Origin of the sequence: Paramesorhizobium deserti, assembly GCF_001558695.1 — a bacterium.
Taxonomy (GTDB): domain Bacteria; phylum Pseudomonadota; class Alphaproteobacteria; order Rhizobiales; family Rhizobiaceae; genus Paramesorhizobium; species Paramesorhizobium deserti.
Map to the genome: position 1 here is coordinate 491,383 of NZ_LNTU01000023.1, position 22,843 is coordinate 514,225.

At 61.6% G+C, this 22,843-nt stretch carries 20 protein-coding genes; 7 read left to right on the forward strand and 13 right to left on the reverse strand.

Annotation, left to right across the window (positions count from 1 at the left end; all coding sequences use genetic code 11):
• Positions 1 to 73 precede the first annotated feature (73 nt).
• From ATN84_RS15240 to ATN84_RS15250, 3 genes are all read left to right on the forward strand, one after another.
• Entirely contained in the window at positions 74 to 508 is a 435-nt protein-coding gene (locus tag ATN84_RS15240; protein ID WP_068882483.1) for an EamA family transporter, read from the forward strand.
• 36 nt (positions 509 to 544) lie between these two features.
• Positions 545 to 1,555, forward strand: coding sequence for an NAD-dependent epimerase/dehydratase family protein (locus tag ATN84_RS15245; RefSeq protein WP_068882484.1), 1,011 nt, complete (start codon positions 545 to 547; stop codon positions 1,553 to 1,555).
• 76 nt (positions 1,556 to 1,631) lie between these two features.
• A complete protein-coding gene (locus ATN84_RS15250) occupies positions 1,632 to 3,053 on the forward strand; it encodes an aspartate aminotransferase family protein (RefSeq protein WP_068882691.1) in 1,422 nt (473 codons plus the stop codon).
• 399 nt (positions 3,054 to 3,452) lie between these two features.
• Here the strand turns inward: ATN84_RS15250 and ATN84_RS15255 are convergent, their stop codons facing one another.
• A complete protein-coding gene (locus ATN84_RS15255; protein ID WP_425287407.1) occupies positions 3,453 to 5,174 on the reverse strand; it encodes a hypothetical protein in 1,722 nt (573 codons plus the stop codon).
• Between the two features lie 227 nt (positions 5,175 to 5,401).
• Between ATN84_RS15255 and ATN84_RS15260 the strand changes: the two genes are divergently transcribed.
• Positions 5,402 to 7,912 (forward strand): GcvT family protein, encoded by a 2,511-nt coding sequence (locus ATN84_RS15260; RefSeq protein WP_068882485.1) that lies wholly within the window; start codon positions 5,402 to 5,404, stop codon positions 7,910 to 7,912.
• Between the two features lie 79 nt (positions 7,913 to 7,991).
• On the forward strand, positions 7,992 to 8,858 hold the full coding sequence (locus ATN84_RS15265; RefSeq protein WP_082766306.1) for a DUF1194 domain-containing protein: 867 nt from the start codon (positions 7,992 to 7,994) through the stop codon (positions 8,856 to 8,858).
• Positions 8,859 to 9,114: 256 nt separating this feature from the next.
• Here the strand turns inward: ATN84_RS15265 and ATN84_RS15270 are convergent, their stop codons facing one another.
• The gene (locus ATN84_RS15270) at positions 9,115 to 10,113 is read right to left on the reverse strand and encodes a GlxA family transcriptional regulator (RefSeq protein WP_068882486.1); all 999 of its coding nucleotides are present in this window, start codon (positions 10,111 to 10,113) and stop codon (positions 9,115 to 9,117) included.
• A 233-nt stretch (positions 10,114 to 10,346) separates the two neighbouring features.
• A complete protein-coding gene (locus ATN84_RS15275) occupies positions 10,347 to 10,601 on the reverse strand; it encodes a hypothetical protein (protein ID WP_068882487.1) in 255 nt (84 codons plus the stop codon).
• A 119-nt stretch (positions 10,602 to 10,720) separates the two neighbouring features.
• On the opposite strand from ATN84_RS15275, the gene ATN84_RS15280 reads away from it, so the two are divergent.
• Positions 10,721 to 11,623 (forward strand): LysR family transcriptional regulator, encoded by a 903-nt coding sequence (locus ATN84_RS15280; RefSeq protein ID WP_068882488.1) that lies wholly within the window; start codon positions 10,721 to 10,723, stop codon positions 11,621 to 11,623.
• 42 nt (positions 11,624 to 11,665) lie between these two features.
• Here the strand turns inward: ATN84_RS15280 and ATN84_RS15285 are convergent, their stop codons facing one another.
• From ATN84_RS15285 to ATN84_RS15320, 8 genes are all read right to left on the reverse strand, one after another.
• Complete coding sequence (locus ATN84_RS15285; RefSeq protein WP_068882694.1) at positions 11,666 to 12,388, reverse strand: copper homeostasis protein CutC; 723 nt, start codon at positions 12,386 to 12,388, stop codon at positions 11,666 to 11,668.
• A 192-nt stretch (positions 12,389 to 12,580) separates the two neighbouring features.
• Complete coding sequence (locus ATN84_RS15290) at positions 12,581 to 13,501, reverse strand: ROK family protein (protein WP_068882489.1); 921 nt, start codon at positions 13,499 to 13,501, stop codon at positions 12,581 to 12,583.
• A gap of 174 nt (positions 13,502 to 13,675) precedes the next feature.
• The gene (locus ATN84_RS15295; protein ID WP_244491108.1) at positions 13,676 to 15,706 is read right to left on the reverse strand and encodes an ASKHA domain-containing protein; all 2,031 of its coding nucleotides are present in this window, start codon (positions 15,704 to 15,706) and stop codon (positions 13,676 to 13,678) included.
• A 165-nt stretch (positions 15,707 to 15,871) separates the two neighbouring features.
• Entirely contained in the window at positions 15,872 to 16,852 is a 981-nt protein-coding gene (locus tag ATN84_RS15300; protein ID WP_068882491.1) for a methyltetrahydrofolate cobalamin methyltransferase, read from the reverse strand.
• Between the two features lie 14 nt (positions 16,853 to 16,866).
• The gene (locus ATN84_RS15305) at positions 16,867 to 17,730 is read right to left on the reverse strand and encodes a methylenetetrahydrofolate reductase (protein ID WP_082766307.1); all 864 of its coding nucleotides are present in this window, start codon (positions 17,728 to 17,730) and stop codon (positions 16,867 to 16,869) included.
• Between the two features lie 25 nt (positions 17,731 to 17,755).
• On the reverse strand, positions 17,756 to 18,058 hold the full coding sequence (locus ATN84_RS15310; RefSeq protein ID WP_068882493.1) for a virulence factor: 303 nt from the start codon (positions 18,056 to 18,058) through the stop codon (positions 17,756 to 17,758).
• Between the two features lie 127 nt (positions 18,059 to 18,185).
• Positions 18,186 to 18,824 carry an exopolysaccharide biosynthesis protein gene (locus tag ATN84_RS15315; RefSeq protein WP_068882695.1) on the reverse strand — a complete coding sequence of 213 codons (639 nt, stop codon included), beginning with the start codon at positions 18,822 to 18,824 and terminating at the stop codon, positions 18,186 to 18,188.
• A gap of 222 nt (positions 18,825 to 19,046) precedes the next feature.
• Positions 19,047 to 19,691 carry a DUF1638 domain-containing protein gene (locus ATN84_RS15320; RefSeq protein WP_068882494.1) on the reverse strand — a complete coding sequence of 215 codons (645 nt, stop codon included), beginning with the start codon at positions 19,689 to 19,691 and terminating at the stop codon, positions 19,047 to 19,049.
• A gap of 72 nt (positions 19,692 to 19,763) precedes the next feature.
• Here ATN84_RS15320 and ATN84_RS15325 point away from each other — a divergent pair, with 72 nt between their 5' ends.
• Entirely contained in the window at positions 19,764 to 19,898 is a 135-nt protein-coding gene (locus ATN84_RS15325; RefSeq protein ID WP_068882495.1) for an entericidin A/B family lipoprotein, read from the forward strand.
• Between the two features lie 111 nt (positions 19,899 to 20,009).
• Here the strand turns inward: ATN84_RS15325 and ATN84_RS15330 are convergent, their stop codons facing one another.
• Both ATN84_RS15330 and ATN84_RS15335 read right to left on the reverse strand, forming a co-directional pair.
• On the reverse strand, positions 20,010 to 20,714 hold the full coding sequence (locus ATN84_RS15330; protein ID WP_068882496.1) for a corrinoid protein: 705 nt from the start codon (positions 20,712 to 20,714) through the stop codon (positions 20,010 to 20,012).
• A gap of 129 nt (positions 20,715 to 20,843) precedes the next feature.
• Positions 20,844 to 22,793, reverse strand: coding sequence for a TonB-dependent receptor plug domain-containing protein (locus ATN84_RS15335; RefSeq protein WP_082766308.1), 1,950 nt, complete (start codon positions 22,791 to 22,793; stop codon positions 20,844 to 20,846).
• Between the last annotated feature and the right edge of the window lie 50 nt (positions 22,794 to 22,843).

The following is a 22,843-nucleotide window of genomic DNA, read 5'->3' on the forward strand; positions in this document are numbered from 1 at the left end:
GGTGGTGTAGCGTTTCGGCACAGGTCGCGGCGGGTAGCGGCCACAGCCTGAAGGCGGGTAAGGCAAGGATGCGATGACGAAATATATTCCCTTCATTCTGTTCACGGTGATGACCAACGCCGCGGCGCAGATCATGCTCAAATACGGCATGATCTCGCTCGGTCCCATCAGCTTCACCACGGACACCCTGGTCCAGCGCATCTTCCAGATTGTGTTCAACCCGTGGGTATTCGCGGGGCTCACCGTCTTTGTCATCTCGATGGCGTCGCATCTTTATGTGCTGTCGAAGGTCGATCTCTCCTTCGCCTATCCGTTCCTGAGCCTCGCCTATGTGGCGGTGGCGCTCTTCGCCTGGGCGGTGTTCAAGGAAGATCTCGGCACGCTGAAGATCGCCGGCATTGCCTTCATCTGCATCGGCACGATGCTGATCGCGCAGAGCGGACGTGAAAGCACGACGGGCAGCACGGCGTCTTCCGCCGCGGTTCATAGCGAGACCAGTTCGAAATAACAGGGCCTGATTTGATCAGGATAGCGGGAAAGAAACATGCGACACATCATTTTCGGCGGCGACGGTTTCGTCGGCCGCTATCTGGCAAACGATCTGGTCAAACGGGGCGAGAAGGTCGTCGTTGCCGATATCGTCAAGAGCGACCTGCCGCACTACAACAAGGCGAAGTTCGTCCATTGCGACGTTACCAGCGAGACGCAGGTGAATGCGGTCGGCCTCAAGCCGGATGACATGGTCTATAATCTCGCCGCCAAGATGCTCTCGCCACTGCAGGTGCGCGCCAAGCGCCACGATTTCTTCTGGCCGGTCAATTATCACGGTGCCGCCCATATCATGAGCGCCATGGACCGGGCGGGAACCTCGAAGCTCGTGCAGTTCACCACCGACATGGTCTACGGCCACACTGTCGTCTCGCCGCAGATGGAGGATCATCCGATCGCGCCGCTCGGTGAATACGGCAAGTCCAAGGCTGCGACCGAGGCGCTCGCTACCGACTGGCGCACGCGCGGCATGAACATCTCGATCATGCGGCCGCGGCTGATTATCGGCCCGGGCCGTCTCGGCATCCTGGAGAAGCTGTTCAAGCTGATCGACCACAATCTGCCGGTGCCGATGATCGGCTCGGGCAAGAACCCGTACCAGTTCATCTCCGTCTATGATTGCGCGGAGATCGCCAGGCTCGCTTGGGAGCATGGCGTGCCCAACGATGCCTATAATCTCGGCTCGTCCAATCCGCCTTCGGTGCGTGCGCTTCTGGGCGGGCTGATCAAGCAGGCCGGGTCGAAATCGATCCTGCTGCCGACGCCCGCCTTTGCCGTCAAGGGCACGCTGGCGCTGCTGGACGCCATCAACAAGCCGCTGATGGACCCAGAGCAATATCTGATCGCCGATGAATATTGCGTGCGGGACACCTCACGCGCCTTCGCGGCCTTCGGCTGGAAGCCGAAATTCCGCGACGAGGACATGCTGGTCGCGGCCTACAAGGAATACCGCAACAAGATGGACGGCAAGCCGGTGGCTCAGATGGTGCCGCTTGCGGCGGAATAACGGGGGAGGAACAGGGATGAACAAGGCGGTGGAGCATGTGAAAAAGGAAGCGCCGATTCATGCTGCGGCGGACGGGATGGGGACGGCAGCGGTAGGGGTGACGCCGAAGCCCGATCTCCTGACGGTGGAGCAGGCCAAATCCATGGACCTGCCGCTGATGACGGAGCTGTTCTCCACCCATATCAATCCGGGCCAACTGCATTTCATGAAGCTGCTCGGCTTCAACAAGGTGAAGATCGAGCGCGCCGAAGGCATGTATTATATCGATCAGAACAGCCGCAAGATTCTCGATTTCTTCGGCGGCTTCGGCTCGCTCGCCTTCGGCCACAACCATCCGCGCATCCTCGCCGCGCGCATGGCATTCCAGGAGGAAAAGCGCCACGAGATTGCGATGGCCTTCATGTCGCAATATGCGGCAGCACTAGCGCATAACCTCGCGGCCTGCAGCCCGGGCGATCTCGACATGGTGTTCTTCGGCTCTTCCGGTTCGGAGGCGATGGAGGCGGCGCTGAAAGTGGCCGAGCGTGCCGCGGGCCCCAAGCGTCCGAAGGTCGTCTATGCCGAGAACTCGTTCCACGGCAAAACCAAGGGCGTCTTGAACATCACCGATGGTAAGCTCTATCGCGGCGAGTTCCAGCTGACCGGCAATACGGTGCGCGTCCCCTTCGGCGATATCGAGGCGATCGAAAACGCGTTCAAGTCGGATCCCGAAATCGGCGTCATCGTGTTGGAGACGATCCAGGGTGGGGCGGGGATCATCACCGCGCCGACCGAGTTCTGGCAGAAATTGCGGGCGCTCTGCAATCAGTACGGCGTGTTGTGGGTGGCCGACGAGGTGCAATGCGGGCTCGGCCGGTCAGGCAGGTTCTATGCCTTCGAGCATCATGGCGTGGTGCCGGATGTGACGGCGCTGGCAAAATCCCTCGGCGGCGGCAAGACCGCGATGGCGGCGATGATCGCCAAGCGCGACGTCTACATGAAGGCCTATGGGACGCCGAAGACGGCGCTGATCCACGCCATGGCGACCTTCGGCGGCATCGGCGAGGCCTGCATCACGGCGATCGAGGCGCTGAACGTGCTCTATGACGAGCATCTGATCGATAATTCGGCTTCGCTCGGGGCCTATCTGATCGAGCGGCTGAAGGGGCTTCAAGAGAAATATCCTTCGCTGATCAAGGAGGTGCGCGGGCAGGGACTGATGGTCGGCCTCGAGTTTCACGATTTCTCGAAGACGATGCCTGTCGTGCTGCGGCCGGTCGTTGCCATGCTCGATGACAAGCTGAAGGGTTCGCTGCCGGGCTTCATCGGCAGCCATCTCCTGCGCGATCATGGCGTGCTGGTGGCCTTCACTGAATACAACCGCAATGTGGTGCGGCTGGAGCCGCCTCTGATCTGTGAGCGGGCGCATGTCGACGAGTTCATCGCGGCGCTTGACGAGGTCTTGTCGCGCGGCATCGTCCGCATTGTGAAGGATTTCGTGAAGGCGCAGGTGAAGTAGGCTTGCCGCTTCTGTGCTTCAATGCTTGGTTGAGATTTCTAGCCACATGATCTTATCCGAAAAGTCTGCAACTTTTGGCTGACGCTGACCTTCGGTTCGGGATCATGCTCAGGAATTCGACAGCAGAAGCAGCAAGCGCCGAGATCAGGCGGCGCGCTGGCGAGGATGGGCCGCGCCAAGACCGGCGAGTGACCTCGCTGTCGAACTACGGAGGTGAAGGATGCTTCGGCCCAAGCCGGTATCTCACACTGCAGATACGGAAAACCCGCACGACCTGATCAGTAACCGTGCGGATCCAATCCGTAGAAAAGCAGTAAAGCGTTGCCGGGGAGTTACCGCTCCTCGGCAGCACTCCGGTAATTTAATGCGCGGACGTTTTGGTTTCAAGTAAGCACTTACTTACCTCACAGCCGGCAGAAGTCCCGGCCGCAGCAGCATGTCCCAGCAATCGTTGAGCTTTACCACCTGCCGCCCTTTCAGCGCATCTGCATAGATGCGCTGGAGCGAGCGGCGGCCGGTGGTCAGCGGGCAGTGCGGGACGAGCACGGCGTCGGTTTCGGCGATCGACCGCTGCGTGGTCTCGTCGAGCGGCGGCACCGTACGGTAGGGATCGGCGCCGATCTGGATGTGGCGTGTCGCATCGCGATCGAGCAGCCAGGGGAACGGATTGGTGAAATCGAGGTTCATCAGCGTGGCGAGGCGGATGCCGTTCGCCGCCTCGAAACGCTTTATCGCCTTCACCGCCTCGTCGGCCGAGATGACCCAGTACATCTGGTAGTCGAGCTCGGAATAAAGCTGCCAGCTAGGGAGCTGGCCCTTGGCTGAAAGGTCGCTATAGGCGTCGCCATGTTCCTGATAATGCTTTTCCAGAAGCAGGCTGCGCTCCATGATGTCCCAGCGGGTGGAGACGAGCCCAAGCGTCTTCATATCCGTGACCGGGGCGGCGACATAGGTCGGCGACACGGCGACGGCGCGCAGCGTCTTGTGAACGATCTTCGTAACCGAGGGAATAGCGACAAATCCGATCAGCACCGTGATCGCCAGCCGCCGTGAGGCGGGCTCATGCGCGGACTGGATGAGGATCGCCAAAAGGATCGGCCAGAGGAAGGAGAAATCCTGGCTGCCGGTGTTCTGCGTTTCGAAGAACAAGCCGGCGACGAGCGCGATGGCGAGCCAGACGAAATTGCTGTCAAGCAGATTGCCAATGCTGGCGGTGATGATCTGCTTCCGCCCCATCCATGCAAGGGTGAGAATGAGAATTGTGCTCGCCAGGATGATGTCGAGATCGGTTGAGAGAACCGTCAGGAAGCGCGGCAGCAGCGCCTGCTCATTCATCCGGATGAGCAGGGCGATCTCGTCGAGATAGGCGGTTATCATATGCCCGTTGAATTCCAGGCAGATGAGGGCGGCGAGGAATATCGCGCCGGCGAGCACGACGCTGCGCCAGGAGATGCGGCCCGAAAGAAGCGCCAGGAGGCCGATCAGCCCTCCTGCCAGAAAGCCGGTGATCTTGATGAGGAAGAGTGCGAGCATGATGAGCCCGCAGAGGACGGCGAGCCTGCGGCCGTCTTTCACGAACATCAGGGCGGAAACCAGCACGTAGAGCAGGAGCGTGGCGTGGCGGTTGTAGATGCCGAAACCATCCATGCCGGGATAGGAATGGAAGGAATGAACATTGGCCGGGCAGATCGCGAAGACCAGAAAAGGAATGAGAAGGCCGAAGGCGACGCCGCGATGCTTGCGGGCGACATCCTTCACGACGACCGCCATAAGCGGCGCGGCGACGACCAGTATGATCCATTGGGCAAGCAGCAGCGGCTGGGCGTTGGGGAAGAGTTTCAGCCCTAGCGCGAAGATATAATAGGCGAGTGGACCGACCGGCGCCAGAAAGTCGGTATTGGGGATCTGGCCGTTATAGATGCGCTGCGCGGCATCGAAATAAATGTAGGTGTCCCAGTACATCGGACCGATCGGCAGGATGATGGGAAAGCTGAGGAGAATGCAGAGCAACAGGAGAACGATTGCCAGCCAGGCGAGCGGTGCATGGGCAAGGTTACGCAGGAGCGACGTTTCTTTCCCGCCCGCGTCCGTGTTTCCTTCAATCACTCTGTTGTTGCCCATGATCGATCGTCCCCGCTCGCCCCATTCATCGGCGATGGAGGATAAAAGCGCAAGGTTAAGATATGTGGACCATTGCCCGATCACAGCCGATATGACATGCGTCGCGGCATTTCGTGGGCATGTCGCAAACAGGCCTTACCAATGGCGGGGGCGCCCGGCATAGTGCGGAAAATCCATCCTTATGCGCGGGCTGAAAGACCCGCCTTTATTCAGGGGAATGACACGATATGAAGACCCATGCCCGTGCGGTGGTGATCGGTGGCGGTGTGGTGGGCGTCTCGACGCTCTACCATCTGGCGAAGAAAGGCTGGAGCGATGTCGTCCTGATCGAGCGCAAGGAACTGACATCAGGCTCGACCTGGCATGCCGCCGGCCTGCTGCCCTTGTTCAACATGAGCTATTCCGTTGGCCAGATCCACAAATATTCGGTGAAGTTCTATCAGGAGCTGCAGGAGGAAACCGGCATGAATGTCGGTTTCACCAATTGCACCAATATAAGGCTGGCGCGCACCAAGGACCGCTGGGACGAATATATGTATTATGCGGGCGTGGCCGAGACGATCGGCGTGCCGGTCAAGCTCCTGACGCCTGAAGAGGTCAAGGAAATCTGGCCGCTTGCCGAGATGGACGGCATTCTTGGCGCGATCCAGCATCCTGATGACGGCTATATTCAGCCGGCGGATCTGACCCAGGCGCTCGCCAAGGGCGCGCGCGACCGCGGCGCCACCATCTATCGCAACACGACCGTGACCGCCATCGAGCAGCAGCCGGACGGCCAATGGCTGGTGAAGACCGACAAGGGCGACATCCTCGCCGAGCATGTGATCTCCGCCACCGGCAATTTCGCCCGCAAGACAGGGCAGATGGTGGGGCTGGATGTGCCGGTCATTCCGGTCGAGCATCAGTATATCGTCACCGAGCCGCATCCGGCGATCCTCGAGCGCAAGGCCAAGGGCCTGCCGGAGATGGGCGTGCTGCGCGAGAGCGATTCCTCCTGGTACATGCGTGAGGAGAATGGCGGGCTGCTGCTCGGGCCATACGAAAAGGGCGCGCCGGTCTGCTATGTCGACGGGCCTTCGGACGAGAGCGAGTATGAGCTCTTCCAGGAGGATCTGGAGCGCCTGATGCCCTATATCGAAACGGCGATCGCGCGCGTTCCCGCCTTTGCCGAAGTCGGCATCAAGAAGGTCTATAATGGCGCGATCGCCTATACGCCGGATGGCTCGCCGATTATCGGCCCGGCGCCACGGCTCAAGAATTTCTGGCTCAATGAGGGCCATTCCTTCGGCGTGACGGCGGCGGGTGGCGCCGGCTGGCAGCTCGCCGAGTGGATCGTCGAGGGCGAACCTTCGATCGACATGATGGGTGTCGATCCGCGCCGTTTCGGCCCCTATGCGACCGAAGGCTATCTGAAAGAGAAGAACGAGGAAGCCTATGCCGAGGTCTTCTCCGTCCACTATCCGGATGAGGAGCGCGGCGCGGCGCGGCCCTTGAAACGTTCGCCCTCCTATGACCGGCAGAAGGCGCTCGGCGCCGTTTTCGGCTCCGTCTATGGCTGGGAGCGGGCCAACTGGTTCGCGCCCGAGGGTTACGGCATCGATGTCGCCACGCTCGACAAGCCTGATGTGCTCATGAACCACAACCATCCGAAGCCCGATGCCGACGGCAAGGTCAAGGAACTGTGGTCGTTCCGCCGCTCGAACTATTTCGAGCATCTCGGCAACGAGGTGAAGAACGTCACCGAGAATGTCGGCCTACTCGACATGTCGGCCTTCGCCAAGATGGAAGTCTCAGGCCCCGGCGCGCGGGCGTGGCTCGATTCCATTCTGGCCAACCGCATCCCGAAGAAGCAGGGCCGCGTTGCGCTGTGCCACTTGCTGACCAAGAATGGCGGCGTGCGTTCGGAGTTCACCGTCTATGAGTGGAAGCCGGGCTCGTTCTACCTCGTTTCGGCGGGTGCTTTCGAGGCTCATGACCATGATTATCTCCATAAGCTCCTGCCGACCGACGGATCGGTGAGGCTCAAGCCTCTCACGCAGACGCTGGGCGTGCTGGTGCTGGCTGGACCGAACAGCCGCAAGGTGTTGCAGAAATTGACCCGCACCAGCCTGGCGAACGAGGATTTTCCCTGGCTTTCGGGCAAGCAGATCAGCGTTGGACCTGCGACCGCCCATGCGCTGCGCGTCAATTTCGTCGGCGAGCTCGGCTGGGAGCTGCACCATCCGATCGAGCAGCAGAGCACGATCTACGATCTGCTGATGGAGGCGGGGGCCGAGTTCGGCATCAAGCCATTCGGCATCCGCGCCATGACGGCGATGGCGGTCGAGAAATCCTATCGCCTGATCCCGCGCGAGCTCTCCATCGAGTACAACGCCTTCGAATCCGGTCTCGACCGTTTCGTCCATCCGAACAAGGGCGAGTTCATCGGCCGCGATGCGGTGGTGAAGGCGCGTGAGGAGGGGCTCAAATGGAATTTCGTGACGCTCGAAGTGCATGATATCGGCAATGCCGACGCACGCGGCTCCGAGCCGATCTATCATGACGGCACGCTCGTCGGCCGCGCCACGCATGGCGGTTATGGCTGGCGTTTGGGCAAGAGCCTGGCGCTCGCCATGGTCAAGCCGGAATTCTCCGCGCCCGGCACCGAACTCGATATCCGGATCCTCGGCAAGCTGCATCGGGCGACCGTTATCCAGGAATCGCCGTTTGATCCGGAAAACGAGCGTCTGAGAGCCTGAGCCCATTCAACTGAATGTGATCGATGCCGCGGCGTGTGTTTTCGCCGCGGCATTTTTATTTCCTGTGCTATTATGGGGCATGGAACTGAGAACGATCCATGTGCTGGTCATTGTCGCGGCCATGATGGCTTCGGTTCCGGCGCGTGCTCAGAACAAGCCCGTGGCGGACGGACTGCCGGTCGATGTGGAACTGGTGCTGGCCGTCGATGCATCGCGGTCCATGGAGCCGTTCGAGCAGAAGATTCAGCGCGACGGCTATGTCGCCGCCTTCCGTCACCCACAGGTGATCAAGGCCATTCTGGAAGGCCTCCACGGCCGTGTCGCCATCACCTATATCGAATGGGCCGGCTTCGGTTTTCAGCGCGTCATCGTTCCCTGGACGCTGGTGGACAGCAGGCAAGCGGCGGAAAGGCTCGCCGCCGAACTCGACCGGCCGGTGCCGCCGCCGCAAAGCCGCACCTCGATCTCGGCTGCGATCGATTTCAGCGCCGGGCTCTTCGACGGTAGTGGTTTCAAGGGACAGCGCCGGATCATCGATATTTCGGGCGATGGGCCAAACAATCATGGCAGGCCGGTGATTGACGCCCGCGCTGCCGCCCTTGACAAGGGCATCACGATCAATGGCCTGCCGCTGATGACCCGTGGATCGCTCTATAGCGGCTGGGACGTGAAGGATCTCGACCAGTATTACGGCAATTGCGTCATCGGCGGGCCGGGCGCGTTCCTGATCCCGGTCACTTCATGGGAGCAGTTTCCCGTAGCTGTGCGGCGCAAGCTGATGCTGGAGCTGGCCGGCAATCCCGCGCGGGCGACCAACGCGATGCGGGCGGAGGCCGGCGGCGCGAACGGTCCGCCTGTCCTCATGGTGCAGGCCAAGAAGTCCTACGATTGCATGAGTGGCGAGCATGTCTGGCAACAGCGCATGCAGGATTGGGAGTGGCGGTAGACAGGCGTGCAGCATGGATACGCCTCTGTCCAGAGTGGTTCCTGTCTCGATAGAATCGGGTTAATGGCCGATCGCTGGTGGGGTGGCGATGTTCCGGAGTGGATCCTCGGGACAAGCCCGAGGATGACGAACTGGAGAGGTTTGCGCCGGTCTCAACGATGACGATTGGCGGAAAACATCCCTGCAATCGTCATCCTCGGGCTTGACCCGAGGATCCATTCCGGAACGGCCAAAACGGAAAACGCTTCTCCACTACTCACGCCGCCATGGGCTGCTTGCGCTCGGCGCGCTCCTGCTGCGGCGAGCGGCCGTAGAGCTCGCGATAGCATTTGGAGAAATGCGAGGCGGAGACGAAGCCGCAGGCGACCGCCACTTCCACCACCGGCATGGAGGACTGGATAAGCAGGTGGCGGGCGCGGTCGAGCCGGATTTCCAGATAGTACCGCGCCGGCGAGCGGCCCATTTCCTGGCGGAACAGGCGCTCGATCTGGCGGCGCGACAGGCCGACATGGTCAGCCACCTCAATCAGCGACAGGGGTTCGGTCAGGCTCGCTTCCATCAGCTCGATGATGGTCAGCACCTTGGAATTCTGCACGCCGAGACGGGCGCGCAGCGGCAGACGCTGGCGGTCGTGCGGATTGCGCACACGGTCGGTCAAGGCCTGCTCGCAGACGCGGTTGACCAGATTGTCGTCGAAATCATCGCCGATGAGCTTCAGCATCATGTCGAGCGCGGCGGTTCCGCCGGCGCAGGTATGGATGTTGCCATCGACTTCGAAGAGATCGGCATAGACATCGGCCTTCGGAAAGGCTTCGGCGAAGCCTGGCAGGTTCTCCCAATGGATGGCGCAGCGCTTGCCGGAGAGCAGCCCCGCGGCGGCGAGAATATGCGCGCCGGTGCAAAGGCCGCCGACCGCCACGCCGCGGTTGAACTCCTCGCGCAGCCAGGCGAAGACCGACTTGTTCTGGAATTTCTCGACATTGACGCCCGAGCAGACGAAGACCATTGACGGCCGTTCCTCGCCGGTCAGATAGCGGCGCTCATCCTCGAGCGAGGAGGAGACGGCGCATTCGACGCCGTTCGAGGCCCGGACAGGCTTGCCGTCCACCGATGCGAGACGCCAGCGATAGGCATTGTAGCCCAGCATGCGGTTGGCGATCCGCAGCGGTTCGATGGCTGTCGCAAAAGCGATCATCGAGAAATCGGGAACGAGAAAGAAGACGAAGGAGCGCTTTATGAGCGTTTTCTGATTCATGGCTGACAATGTTCCCGCTGCCGTTCTGCCACCTGGTGTTTTTTCTGTCGCAACTGAACCATGATTCAGCGCGATTCAGGCGCAGTTAAGACGTAAAACTATTGAGCCATAGAATTATTCCAAAAGGAAGTGCGACGAAATAGCTGTCGCAAACCGGAAACCAGTAATGATCCAAAATGCATGACGGGCGGCTGGAACAAGCCATGCCGCCCGTCAGTTCTTCCCCGGCATCGTCATTTGCCGTTCTTCCTGTGCTGGCGCTCGTAAAGATCGGGCCAGCCGATGTCATGGCGGATATTCTCCGGCAGGCGTGCCAGGGCGTGGATGGTGTCACGCTCGCGCTTTTTGGCAGCGATCCACTCGGTCTTCTTCCGGAACATCCCGGTGATCCGGGACACGAAACCTTCGATCATCCGGACGATTCCATCCGAAAACAGGTCCGGCCATTCCTTGTACTCGTAGCGGTCGCGATGGTCATAGGTGGTCATGGTCTTTCTCCTGAATGCCCAACCCCGTTCATGACCTTGACTATGCGAGCGCTTTGATGTTCAATCAAACGAAATTAAGGAACACATAAATTCAGAATATTTGATCAAAGAGGCCGATCATGACCGCACCGATGCACCATCCGCTGCCGATCCTCGATCTGGATGTCCTGAGGACATTCGTGATGATCGCGGAGACGGGGAGCTTCTCTGCCGCGGCCAATGCGGTGTTCCGCACGCCATCGGCCGTGTCGATGCAGATCAAGAAGCTGGAGGAAACGCTCAGCACGACGCTTCTGGAGCGCGACGCCCGCTCGGTGTCGCTAACGAGCGATGGCGAGATGCTGCTCGGTTATGCCCGGCGCATGCTGACGCTCAACCGCGAGGCGGTGGCGAAATTCGTGGCGCCGACGATTTCGGGCGTGGTTCGCTTGGGATCTCCCGACGACATAGGCGAATGTGTCCTGCCTTTCGTGCTCAAGCGCTTCGCCGAGACGCATCCGAACGTCACCGTCGATGTGGTCATCGACCAGAGCGTCAATCTGCGCAAGCGGATCGACGAGCATCGTCTCGACATCACCATGATCAACATCTCCGACGCAGGATTGAAGACCAGCGATATCGAAGTGCTGATGACGGAGCAACTGGTCTGGGCCGGCGCCAAGGGCGGCACCGCGCATGAACGCAACCCGCTGCCGCTCTCCATGTGGGAGGAAGGCTGCGTCTGGCGCGCCAATGCGCTGGAGGTGCTGGAAAAGGCAGGGCGGGAATACCGTGTCGCCTATATGAGCTCGCATACCACGGGGCAGCGCTCGGCCATCCTTTCCGATCTCGCCATCGCGCCTTTCGGCAAGACGCTTCTGGGCGAAGGGATCGTCCCGCTCGGGCCGGAGCACGGCCTGCCGCCGCTCGGCACCTATCAGCTCGGCATGATCGTCGCCAGGGATGCCGGCCAACACGTGCAGGTGGTGGCGGAGCATCTGCGCGGGATTTTCGAACAGTACCAGCGCACGGGGAAGTTTTGAGGGTGGGGGAATAAGGGAGTGGGGGAATATATATTTATAAAGCTACTGCCTTATCGCCTTGATCAGCGCCTCCACCCGGCGCTTGTCTGTGTTGCGTCGCAGACCGTCACCGAAGCCGAGCCGCAAGATGTTTTCATCCGGTGCCGGAGCGGCAGTGCTGCAGGAGGCGTGAATTTCGGTAATGGGCAGGCGGGACAGCAGGGTTTTCACATTTTCCGCCGTCAGTCCCGAGCCGGGCATGATCGCGATCCGGCCAGCCGCCGCGGCAAAGGTTTTCTCCAGATCATCGAGCCCTTCGAGCGCGGTCGGCGCGCGGCCTGAGGTGAGGATACGCTCGAAATCCGTGTCGATGGCGATTTGCACCGCCTCGTCGATATCCGGCACCAGATCGAAGGCGCGATGAAGCGTTCTGCCGAGCCCGTCCGCATGCCGGCTGAGGCGGTCGAGCGCTTTGTGATCGAGACGGCCGTCCGGCCGGCTCGCACCGAACACCACGCCCGCGAGGCCGGCCGCGCGCACAGCATCGATATCCAGCAGCATCTGGTCGAGATCGCTCGTCCCGTAAACGAAATCGCCGGCGCGCGGGCGGATCATCGCGTAGACGGGGATCGTTGCCTGGGCAGCTATGGCGATCAGGCCGGGCGAGGGGGTGAGGCCGCCCAATTGCAGCGCTGAACAGAGTTCGACGCGGTCGGCGCCGCCTTCAATCGCTGCCGACAGACCTTCCGCATCATCGACGCAGATTTCGAGGAGGATAGGGGTCATGGCCATGCTCTTGCAACCTGAGCGTGGTACTCACCCCCCTCTGTCCGGCCGGACATCTCCCCCACAAGGGGGGAGATTACGCCCTCATAACGTTCTGTACCCAACCGCAAGCGTTGCAGAACGTGCACCGAAGGTTGTGTCAGCCAATTTCCCCCCTTGTGGGGGAGATGTCCGGCAGGGCAGAGGGGGGTGTCAGATGCTCGTGTTTTCATAATCCAGCCCCAGCAACCCCGCGCCGATCAATCCCGGCTCGATGCGGCATTGCGCCTGGACGACCAGCGGCGTGTCGGTCTTGCGCAGGATGCGGCGTCGCACGGCCGCGTCGATACGCTCGATCAGCGGCAGCGAATTGGAAAGCCCGCCGCCGACGGGCACGATGGATGCGCCCAGCACATTGACGACCAGCGCCAGTGCATCCGACAGGATATCGACATGACAATCGATGGTGCGGGCGGCTTGGGCGTCTCCGCTGGTCCAGGCATTGATGATCTCGGTGCTCGAGGCCTCGATGCCATGGAGATAATGATGCAGCTTTTCGAGGCCGCGGGCGCTGCAGATGGCATCGATGCACCCGGTCTGACCGCAACCGCAGGCAAAGCGCGGTATGGCCACGGACGGATCGCCGGCCAGCGTCTTGGAAATCGGCCCATGGCCCCATTCCCCGGCGAAGCCGCCGGCACCGGTCAGTATCTTTCCGTCAATGATCACGCCGCCGCCGACGCCGCTGCCCAGGATCGCGCCGAAAACGACACGATGGCCGCGCCCCGCGCCCATCATCGCTTCGGCGAGCGCGAAGCAATCGGCGTCATTGGCGATCAGCACCGGCCTCTTAAGCGCCTCCTCAAGATCGGCAGCGAGGCGGCGGCCATTGATGCAGGGGATATTGGCGCAGGTGATGCACCCGGTATCGGAATCCACGACACCCGCGAGCGAGATCGCAATGAGGCTGTTGTCATTGCCCGTCGCCTCCGTTGCGATCCTGCCGATCGTGGCAGCGAAGGCTTCGAAATCATCGCGCGGCGTTGGTACCCGGCCTAACGCCTGAATGTCGTCCGGCGAGGTCGCCCGGGCGCTCTTGATGGCCGTGCCGCCGATGTCGAAGCATGTGATCATGCGGGTTTAATCGCAGAAAGCGGGAGCGGTGTCGATGGGAAGGGAAATTAGATGGAAATGATGAAGTTTCATTTTTACGGTGTGGTTGCTGTACCGTTGAGGCATTAACCTTCCACCCATCACAACGGCTCAGAATGGTTCCTGACCTGAGCGATTCCGTTAAAACGAAACCACCTACCCCCTGTTCCTTCTCGCAGCCCGTTCCTCGCGCGAGCGGCGGCGGGGGGCGCCGTCTCCCGGCCCGGCAGAGCCTTCGCCATCCAGCTTCCGCTCGGGAAGCTTCACCGCCATGGAGAGCTTGGGGAAGGGATCGACCTTGTTCGGGATCGCCATGGCATGGACGAAATGCTCCTGGAATTTCGGCTCCAGCGCGGTTTCGATCTTCTCGATGCGACGGACGGTTTCCTCGATCTCGCGGCGGTAATCGCGGTTGAGAAGCGCCATGCGCGCGCCGGTGCCGGCCGCATTGCCGACCGCCTTGACGTTTTCCAGTTCACAATCCGGGATCAGGCCCAGCACCATCGCATATTTCGGATCGATGAACGAGCCGAATGCCCCGGCGAAGCGGATCTGGTCGACATGGTCTATCCCGAGCTTGTCCATCAGCAGTTTCACGCCGGCATAGAGCGCGGCCTTGGCGAGCTGGATGGCGCGCACATCGTTCTGCGAGATGGCGATGCGCGGGCTGCCGTCGTGGAGCAGATACGAGAAGGTGCGGCCATTGGCGGCGATGCGCGGAGAGCGGGCGGCAAGCGCGCCGTTGACGACACCATCCTCCGAGATGATGCCGGCTAGGTACATTTCAGCGATCACTTCGATGATTGCCGAGCCGCAGATGCCGGTAATGCCCGTGCGGGCGGCGGCCTCAGTGAAGCCCGGCTCGTTCGACCACTGCTCGACGCCGATGATGCGGAATTTCGGCTCCAGCGTCTCTGGGTCGATGCGCACGCGCTCGATGGCGCCGGGGGCGGCGCGCTGGCCGCCGGAAATTTCCGCGCCCTCGAAGGCCGGGCCGGTGGGGGAGGAGGCGGCGACGGTGCGCTGCCGGTTCCCCAGCACGATCTCGGCATTGGTGCCGACATCGACGAGCAGCATCATCTCGTCCTGCCTATGCGGGCCTTCCGAAAGCGTCGCGGCGGCGGCGTCTGCGCCGACATGGCCGGCGATGCAGGGCAGCATGTAGACGCGGGTGCCGGAATTCATCGGCAGACCGATATCGGCGGATTTCAGATGCACCGCGCCGGAGACGGCGAGCGCGAAGGGTGCGCCGCCAAGCTCCGTCGGGTCGATGCCGAGGAAGAGGTGGTGCATGATCGGATTGCCGACGAAGACCGCATCGAGGATATCTTCCCGCGCGATGCCGCCTTCAGTACAGACCTTGTCGATCAGGCCGTTCACCGCCTGGCGCACGGCCAGCGTCATCGCCTCGCGCCCGTCCGGGTTCATCATGACATAGGAAACGCGGCTCATCAGATCCTCGCCGAAGCGGATCTGCGGGTTGGCAGCTCCCGCCGAGGCAAGCGTGCGTCCGGAAAGCAGCGAGGAGAGGTGCATGGCGATGGTGGTCGAGCCGATATCGCAGGCGATGCCATAGGCCTCGTTCTTGAGGCCGGGCCAGAGCGCGATCAGCGTCGGACGACCTGTTTCATCATCCTGGTGGATGGCGGCGGTGACGCCCCATTTTTCCTTGCGCAGGATTTGCTGGACTTGGGGGAGCAGGTAAGCATCGACCTGCAGATCCCTGTAGCCCCAGTCCTTCTCGACCGCCGCCTTGAGCCGGTCGAGATCGCCGAGCGGCTTGTGCATATCAGGCTCCTCGACCTCGACATAGCACATGTGGACGGCCGGATTGCGCTCGATGACACGGGTGTCCGCATCCTTGCGCACGACCTGCGCATTGACCTGCACGTCCTGCGGCACGTCGACGACGAGATCGCCCTGAATAGTGGCGGAGCAGGAGAGCCGGCGGCCCGGCTTCAACTCGCGTTTTTCGGCATAGCGCTGCTCTTTCGGGCCGATGGTGGAGATATGGTCGCTTGAGGAGGTGATGCCGTGCTTGGCGAAGCGGCCTTCCTGCACCTCGACCTGGCAGCGCCCGCAGGTGGCGCGCCCGCCACAGACGCTCTCGACATAGACACCAAGCGAGCGCGCGGCTTCGAGGATCGGGGTGCCAACCGGAAAACGCCCGCGCTTGCCCGAGGGCATGAAGAGGACGAGCGCCTGCCGGGCCGATGCATCAGGACTTTTCACTGGCGCATTCACGATCGAAACTCCTGCAGCAAAAAGACGAGGGCCGATCCTGTCCCCCGTCTTCATATCACCGACATATCATTCATGCGGCCCTTGCATTCAAGCGGGCCGCCGAATGTCTCAGGCGGTAGCCCCGCGCCGAGCCTCGCGTCCGCCGCGGCGACGGCCGCCATTGCCACCGTTTCCGGCCGGCGCCGCCGCCTGGCCGGAAGCCCCGGAATTGGCGTTGGCGGCGTGGACCGGCTGATGATCGCGATATTTCATGATCCAGTTGCCGCAATTGGCGTCGGTGCCGTTCAGGACATTCGCCGCATGGACCATCTCCATCTCCTGCGGACGGCAGGGGTTCATGATGGCCGAGGTCATGCCGCTGGCGATGACCATCGGGATGAAGGCGGCGTTGATGCCATGGCGGTGCGGAAGGCCGAAGGAAATGTTGGAGAGGCCGCAGGTGGTGTTGACGCCAAGCTCCTCACGCAAGCGCCGCACCAGCCGGAACACCTGCAGGCCGGCGGTGCCCATCGCGCCGATCGGCATGACCAGCGGATCGACGACGATGTCATGCGCCGGAATGCCGTAGTCGGCGGCGCGCTGGACGATCTTCCTGGCCACCTCGAAGCGCACGTCCGGATCCTCGGAAATGCCGGTCTCGTCATTGGAGATCGCCACGACGGGAACATCGTATTTCTTGATGAGCGGCAGGATCGCCTCGAGCTTCTCGTCCTCGCCTGTCACGGAATTGACCAGCGGACGCCCCTTGGCAACCTTGAGGCCCGCTTCGATGGCCGCGCTCACCGACGAATCGATCGAAAGCGGCAGGTCGACCAGACCCTGGACGATCTCGAGCGTCTGCACCAGGAGAGCCGGCTCCGTCGCGTTGGGATCAACGGCGGTGACGCCGGCATTGATGTCGAGCATGGTCGCGCCGGCTGCTGCCTGCTCCAGCGCGTCCTTGATGACCGTCTCGAAATTGCCTGCAACCATTTCGGCGGCGAGCTTCTTGCGCCCTGTCGGGTTGATGCGCTCGCCGATCACGCAGAAGGGCTGGTCGAAACCGATGACGATTTCGCGGGTCGCGGAGGCGACGATGGTGCGGGTCATATGTGTCTTTTCCCTTATTGCGCGGCGGCGATAGGCGATGAAGTGTTCAGATCCCAGGTACCACGTTCAACGAGCCATTCCGAGGCCTTCTTGATGCCGCCGAAGGGGAAAACGTGGATCTGCTTGATGTTGCTCGTCGGATTGTCGAGCATATGCCGCTCGATCGGGCCGACGACGCCTTCCGGCGAATGGGTGGTGGCGAGCGCCGTCAGCGCCAGCGCGTTCTTCTTCAGGAAGGTGATGGAATTGCCGACGCCGCACATCGCGGCATATTTGATGAGCGTGGTGATCTTGGCAGGGCCGGCGACGCCAAGATGAACCGGCAGGTCGATGCCGGCCTCACGCAGGCCTTCGGCCCAGGCGATGAAGTGCTCCGCGTCGAAGCCGAACTGCGTGACGATGCGCAGCCTGGCGCCGGTGCGCTCGCCGAAATTCTTTTTCAGGCGCAGGGCTTCAACGGCGACGGCTTCGGAGAAGTCGGGGCTTCCCTCGGGATGGCCGGCGACACCCATCTCGGTGATGCCGTAGCGGTCGAAGAAGCCGGTTTCAAGCACCTGCATGGTCGAGTTGAACTCGCCGGCCGGGCGCTCAAGGCCGCCGCCGATGACGAGAACGTCGGTAACGCCGGCTTCTTCAGCCGCGCGGCGGATGCGGGTTTCAAGCGCTTCCTTCGTCGTGAGGCGACGGCAGGCGAAGTGCGGCACGGGCTTGTAGCCAAGATCGCTCACGCGCCTGGCGGCGGCCGTCAGCGTGTCGACCGTGTCGGTGCCGATATCGGTGATGTAAACCCGGCTGCCGGCGGGAAACAGGCCCGGCAGGTCCTGTGATTCGATCGCCTGCTTCGGCGCCAGCTCTATGGATGCGCCGATGTGGGTCATGGTCTTTGCCCGAGGGGATTTCAATTCATGAACGGTCATGTCCACCTGCCTTTACAAGCGCCACAAGGCGATCCTGGGTGTATTCACTGTCGAGGCGTGCAAACGCCGCGTCTGCTTCCGCTTCGAGGTCGTCGCCGGCCGGCATGGGCGTTCCGCGCCGCCATTCGGCGAGATAGGCGTCGGTATCTTGTGCTCCGACGCGCATGGCGCACATGTCGATCGCCTCGGTGAAACGCAGAGGCAATTCGCGCTTCGCGCTCTTGCGTCCCTGCTTGACGATCACCTGGGCGGGTATATCCCGCCAATAGACGACAACGAGGTCGGCCATGCTCTTTCATCCTCCATAATGCCAAGCATCGCTGGAATTGCCGGGCCGGGCTTGCTGTCCGGCGACGTGGGGCCACTCAAAAACGACGCGGGTTCGCTATCGTATTTGCGTCATCAACGGTGCGTGTTCAGAAAGGCCATCTGGTGATCAGCGTTCCGGCGGTGAAGAGCACCGCCGCGATGATGCCGAGGGAGACGAAGCCGATGAGAATGCCGATGAACATCAGGATGCCGTCGCGCTCGGTAAGGGCGGCGCCGATGATGGCGGTGGCGAATGCCGGCAGCCAGTTGGAGAGCGGTATCGGAAAGATGACCGCAAGGCCGAGAATCAGCGTCAGGAGCCCCAGCCAGCGGTCGCCGTGCCGCCGGGCGAAGGGCCAGACGCGCGGCTGGATGAAACGCTCTATGCGCTTGAGCCACGGCACGCCTTTCTGCGAGAGCTGGCGGAAGCGCTCCGGCGTCATGGATCGCTCGCGCAGGAAACGCGGCAGCCATGGCGTCTCGTAGCCCAGCACCATCTGGCCGGAAATGAGGGCCAGCGGAATGCCGGTGATGATGCCGGTGCCCGGCGGAAGCGGCAGCAGGTTGACCAGGGCGAAGAAGGTGAGGAGCGTGGCAAAGCTGCGGTCGGAGAGCGCCTGCTCGATCTGGCCGAAGCTTATCGGGCCTTCGGCCTTTTCCGCCAGGGCCTCGAAAACCTCTGACAGGGACCGACTGTCGGAAAAGCCTGAGGGCTGTTCGTGGCCGGGGCCAATGGGTGCCGGCATTGAGATTTCCTGTCCGGATATGGGATGAGGCTTTTCGTTCATGCCCTGCATATCGCCTGTCGATGATGATATTTCAATGACAGGGTTCTATTCAGGTGAGGGTGGGCTGCAAATGGCGTTTTTCTGCGCTTCCGGTGCTCATGTACTGAAAGTACATTCCGCTCCGGTTCCCGGAAAATACCATTTTCGCCTGCCATGACCTGAATATCAGCAATCGGAACCTCAGTTTTCACCGGCGGCATGCCGGATGGCCGGGACAAGATCGCCAAAGCCGGTAAAGCGGCGTTCGTAGGCGAGCCCCAGAAAGGCCGCCGCTTCTTCCGCCTTTTGCGAGAGCGTGGGATCGTCCGTCTGCGCGAGATAGATCATCTTGGAATAATTGCCGAAATAGATGTCGCGCAGCTCGGGATGACGGTCGAGGCCGAGCGGCTTGACCAGAAAGGCCTCGAACTGCCGGGCGAGGAAATCGGTCATGAAGAAGGACGTCATGTCGTCGTCCCAGCGGGTCGCAAAAGCCTCGTTGCCGACATAAAAGGAGAAGCAGTGCGGCCCGGCGATGCGTTCGACGCCGTATTTTTCGCAGATATTGTCGAGCGCGCCGCCGGTGCCGCAATCGGCGTAGCCGATATAAATGTGCTCGATGCCTTCACGCCTGGCGCGCTTTATCGCGCGCTCGACGGCGGGGGCGATCCGGTCGGGGTAGTGATGATAGATGGCGGGGAGGCACTTCAGCTCGATATGATCCAGACCGAACTGTTCGCGAATGGCCAGGATTTCACGCGCGATCATGCCGCAGGCGATCACCCGCAGCTTCTGCGCGCCGGGCACTTCCGGCGGCTCAAACTTCAACTTGCCAAGCGTGTTCATCACGCTACCCTCTTGCGGCGGATGATGATTCCGCAGATGGTCATTATTCTATCAGATCGGGAGACACCGTCCATGAAACCGTCACGCATCGTGCCGTTGGTTGCCATTCTCTGCGCATTTTCGCTCGCCGCCTGCGCCAATACGGTGCGCGGCGTAGGCAAGGATGTCAAAAGCACCGCTCGGGCCATTCAGGACACGGTGGAATAGGATTTAGGGCGCAAAGGCCTGATGCCAAGCGTCCTTGCCTGAAAACGGAATGTTTCGGGGCGATCCGCTGCAAGGGGATCGCCCTTATGATTCAAGGCTGTATGTTCCAGCCTATCCCGTGGTGCCGGTGCGCTGGTTGTGCTTGCGCTTCATGAAATCCTTGGCAGTCTCGACGGCGACGGCCGCATCGCGGCAATAGGCGTCGGCGCCGACGGCCTTGCCGAACTCCTCGTTGAGCGGCGCGCCGCCCACCAGCACGACATAATCGTCGCGGATGCCCTTTTCCTTCATCGTGTCGATGACGACCTTCATGTAGGGCATGGTGGTGGTCAGCAGGGCCGACATGCCGACGATGTCGGGCTGGTGCTCCTCGATCGCGGCGAGGTAGTTTTCCACCGGATTGTTGATGCCAAGATCGATGACGTCGAAACCGGCGCCTTCCATCATCATGCCGACGAGGTTCTTGCCGATGTCGTGGATATCGCCCTTGACGGTGCCGATCACGAGCTTGCCCTGTTTCGGGGCGCCGGTGGCGGCGAGCAGGGGGCGCAGGATCGCCATGCCGGCCTTCATCGCATTGGCCGAAAGCAGGACCTCCGGCACGAAGAGAATGCCGTCGCGGAAGTCCTCGCCGACGATGCGCATGCCTTCGACGAGCGCTTCCGTCAGAACCCTGTAGGGCTCCCAGCCGCGCTCCAAAAGGATATTCGTGCCTTCCTCGATCTCTTCCTTCAGGCCGTCATAGAGATCGTCATGCATCTGCTGCACGAGTTCGTCGTCGGAAAGTTCCGAAAGAATGATTTCATCGTCGGCCATTAGCGCAATTCCTCACCTGGAGCCCCAAAGGGCCAATCGCATTTTTCCTACATATCGTGCAAGCGGCAAAAATCCATCGCTTAAAAGCGACTTCGCAAAACGCGAAAGCGACCGGAATGGGGCGAGATGCTAAAACGTGCCGCGGACCCCGACAAAGGCGGCGCGCCCCGGCGCGTTGTAGCTGAAAATCTCCTGATAATCCTCGTCAAAGAGATTTTCGATGCGGCCGAACACTTCGAGATGTTCGTTGACCTTGAAGCTGCCGCCGATGTTGACGACCGTGTAGGCGTCGAGGGTGACCCGCGGCGGGAGGATCGGCACGAAGGCCTGATCCGTCATCTTTCCGTTGAAAACGACCTCGCCGAAGACCCGCGCCCGCTGGTCAAGGAACGTATAGGAGGCGTTGACGGCGCCCGAATGCCTGGGGCGGCGCACCTCGGCAAGTCGCTCGTCGCCGGCAGACGTCTGCTCCGTGGCATCGGTATAGGTGTAGCTCGCGCTTGCCGAGAAGCCGTCGAAGAGGTTCAGCGTGGCGGAGAGTTCGACGCCCTGCCTCCTGCTCTTGCCGTCGCCATTGATGACGGTGGAGGTATAGTCGGGCGCGCCGCCATAGGCCGTGATGATTTCGTCAGTGAGGTTCTGGTTGAAATAGGTGATGTCTGCGATCAGCAGGCCGCCGAAGAAGCCGTGTTCGATGCCGATATCCCAGCCCAGGCTCTTCTCCGGGGTGAGATCGGGGTTGCCGGTGAAGCTATCGGGCACGTAACCGAACTGCTCGAAAAAGGTCGGCTTGGTCACGCCGGTGCCCACCGATGCGTGAAGCCGTGTCGTGGTATCCGGTATTTTCCAAGCGCCGCTCAGACTATAGGTCGTCGCATTGCTGAACCGGTCGTTCCAGTCGCGGCGAATGCCTGCATTGAGGAAGAGCTGATCGAGGAATTCGCCGCGATATTCCGCCACGAGCGAATTGGTGTCGCGGCTGAACGTCTCGTCGAGATGTGAGGGCAGGAAGGTCTCGCGTTCCCACTCATAGCCGCCGGTAATCTGATGGCTCGCACCGAGAAATCCCGGCGTTTCGAATGCATAGGTCGCCTGATAGCTGGCGGTGTAGCGGTTGCCGTCGTTCCATGAGGTGCGGGCGCCGTTCTGGAAATAGTCGCGATGTATGTCGCCGCCGGTGAAGCGGGCCTTCTGGGTCAACGCCCCGTCGAGCGAGACATGGGTCGCACTGAGCGAACCGAAGAACTCGCGGGCGGCGGTTTCCTCGTCGCCGTCGACGACATAGCCATAGGTCGGGCTGCCCCAGGTGAAATCCTGCGGATCGATGGCGTTGCGCCGGTCGACATAGCGCAGCGTTCCCTCAACGGTCAGGTCCGGCGTCAGATCAAGCGTCAGGCGACCGTTGACGGTGGCGTTGCGGTCGCCGTCCTTTTCCGAGCCGAAATCCGAGATGTTGAAGCCATCGCTTTTGCGCCATGCGCCTGACAGCGCCATGTCGTAGTTCTCGCCGCCGCCACTGAGCGAAAGGCCGCCGAGGAAGGTACCGTCCGTGCCCGTTTCCGAGCGTCCCTTGACGGTGAAGCCGTTGCGCTCGCCGCGCCTGGTGATGATATTGACCACGCCCGCCATGGCGTTCGATCCCCAGAAGGCGCTCTGCGGTCCCCGCAGGATTTCGATGCGATCGATATCGTCGGCGATGAGGCCGCCGAAATCGAATTCGCCACTCGACATCTCGTTGACCTCGACCCCGTCGATCATCACCAGCAGCTGGTTGGCTTCCGCTCCGCGCACCCGGACCTGGGTGACGCCGCCGGGCGCGCCCGTCCGCGACACGGCGAAGCCCGGCACCTGCCGCAACGCATCGGCGACGTAGCGGATCTGGCGCGCCTCCAGTTCCTCGCCGGTGATGACGGTGAATGCCCGGCCGGTCTTTTCCTGTTCGATCGGCGTCAAGCCCGCGGTGACGAGAATCGGTGCCAGCATGATGGTCTCGCCTGTTTCGGCGCTGGTTTCCTGCGCCTTCGCTCCGCTTGTCAGCATCAATGCAAGGATGCTGCTTGCCGCAATTGTTTTTTTCATATCCGCCCCCAATGGATCGGCGGCGAAATGCTTCGCCCCGAAGGTTCATG

Bases quoted from the DNA above. Each gene is read 5' to 3' on its own strand.
- ATN84_RS15260 (WP_068882485.1), top strand. From the start codon at position 5,402: ATGAAGACCCATGCCCGTGCGGTGGTGATCGGTGGCGGTGTGGTGGGC.
- ATN84_RS15275 (WP_068882487.1), bottom strand. From the start codon at position 10,601: ATGACCACCTATGACCATCGCGACCGCTACGAGTACAAGGAATGGCCG.
- ATN84_RS15335 (WP_082766308.1), bottom strand. From the start codon at position 22,793: ATGAAAAAAACAATTGCGGCAAGCAGCATCCTTGCATTGATGCTGACA.
- ATN84_RS15305 (WP_082766307.1), bottom strand. From the start codon at position 17,730: ATGACCCACATCGGCGCATCCATAGAGCTGGCGCCGAAGCAGGCGATC.
- ATN84_RS15250 (WP_068882691.1), top strand. From the start codon at position 1,632: ATGGGGACGGCAGCGGTAGGGGTGACGCCGAAGCCCGATCTCCTGACG.
- ATN84_RS15280 (WP_068882488.1), top strand. From the start codon at position 10,721: ATGACCGCACCGATGCACCATCCGCTGCCGATCCTCGATCTGGATGTC.
- ATN84_RS15330 (WP_068882496.1), bottom strand. From the start codon at position 20,714: ATGGCCGACGATGAAATCATTCTTTCGGAACTTTCCGACGACGAACTC.
- ATN84_RS15300 (WP_068882491.1), bottom strand. From the start codon at position 16,852: ATGACCCGCACCATCGTCGCCTCCGCGACCCGCGAAATCGTCATCGGT.
- ATN84_RS15245 (WP_068882484.1), top strand. From the start codon at position 545: ATGCGACACATCATTTTCGGCGGCGACGGTTTCGTCGGCCGCTATCTG.
- ATN84_RS15270 (WP_068882486.1), bottom strand. From the start codon at position 10,113: ATGAATCAGAAAACGCTCATAAAGCGCTCCTTCGTCTTCTTTCTCGTT.
- ATN84_RS15310 (WP_068882493.1), bottom strand. From the start codon at position 18,058: ATGGCCGACCTCGTTGTCGTCTATTGGCGGGATATACCCGCCCAGGTG.
- ATN84_RS15240 (WP_068882483.1), top strand. From the start codon at position 74: ATGACGAAATATATTCCCTTCATTCTGTTCACGGTGATGACCAACGCC.
- ATN84_RS15265 (WP_082766306.1), top strand. From the start codon at position 7,992: ATGGAACTGAGAACGATCCATGTGCTGGTCATTGTCGCGGCCATGATG.
- ATN84_RS15290 (WP_068882489.1), bottom strand. From the start codon at position 13,501: ATGATCACATGCTTCGACATCGGCGGCACGGCCATCAAGAGCGCCCGG.
- ATN84_RS15320 (WP_068882494.1), bottom strand. From the start codon at position 19,691: ATGAACACGCTTGGCAAGTTGAAGTTTGAGCCGCCGGAAGTGCCCGGC.
- ATN84_RS15255 (WP_425287407.1), bottom strand. From the start codon at position 5,174: ATGGGCAACAACAGAGTGATTGAAGGAAACACGGACGCGGGCGGGAAA.
- ATN84_RS15325 (WP_068882495.1), top strand. From the start codon at position 19,764: ATGAAACCGTCACGCATCGTGCCGTTGGTTGCCATTCTCTGCGCATTT.
- ATN84_RS15285 (WP_068882694.1), bottom strand. From the start codon at position 12,388: ATGACCCCTATCCTCCTCGAAATCTGCGTCGATGATGCGGAAGGTCTG.
- ATN84_RS15315 (WP_068882695.1), bottom strand. From the start codon at position 18,824: ATGCCGGCACCCATTGGCCCCGGCCACGAACAGCCCTCAGGCTTTTCC.
- ATN84_RS15295 (WP_244491108.1), bottom strand. From the start codon at position 15,706: ATGCCCTCGGGCAAGCGCGGGCGTTTTCCGGTTGGCACCCCGATCCTC.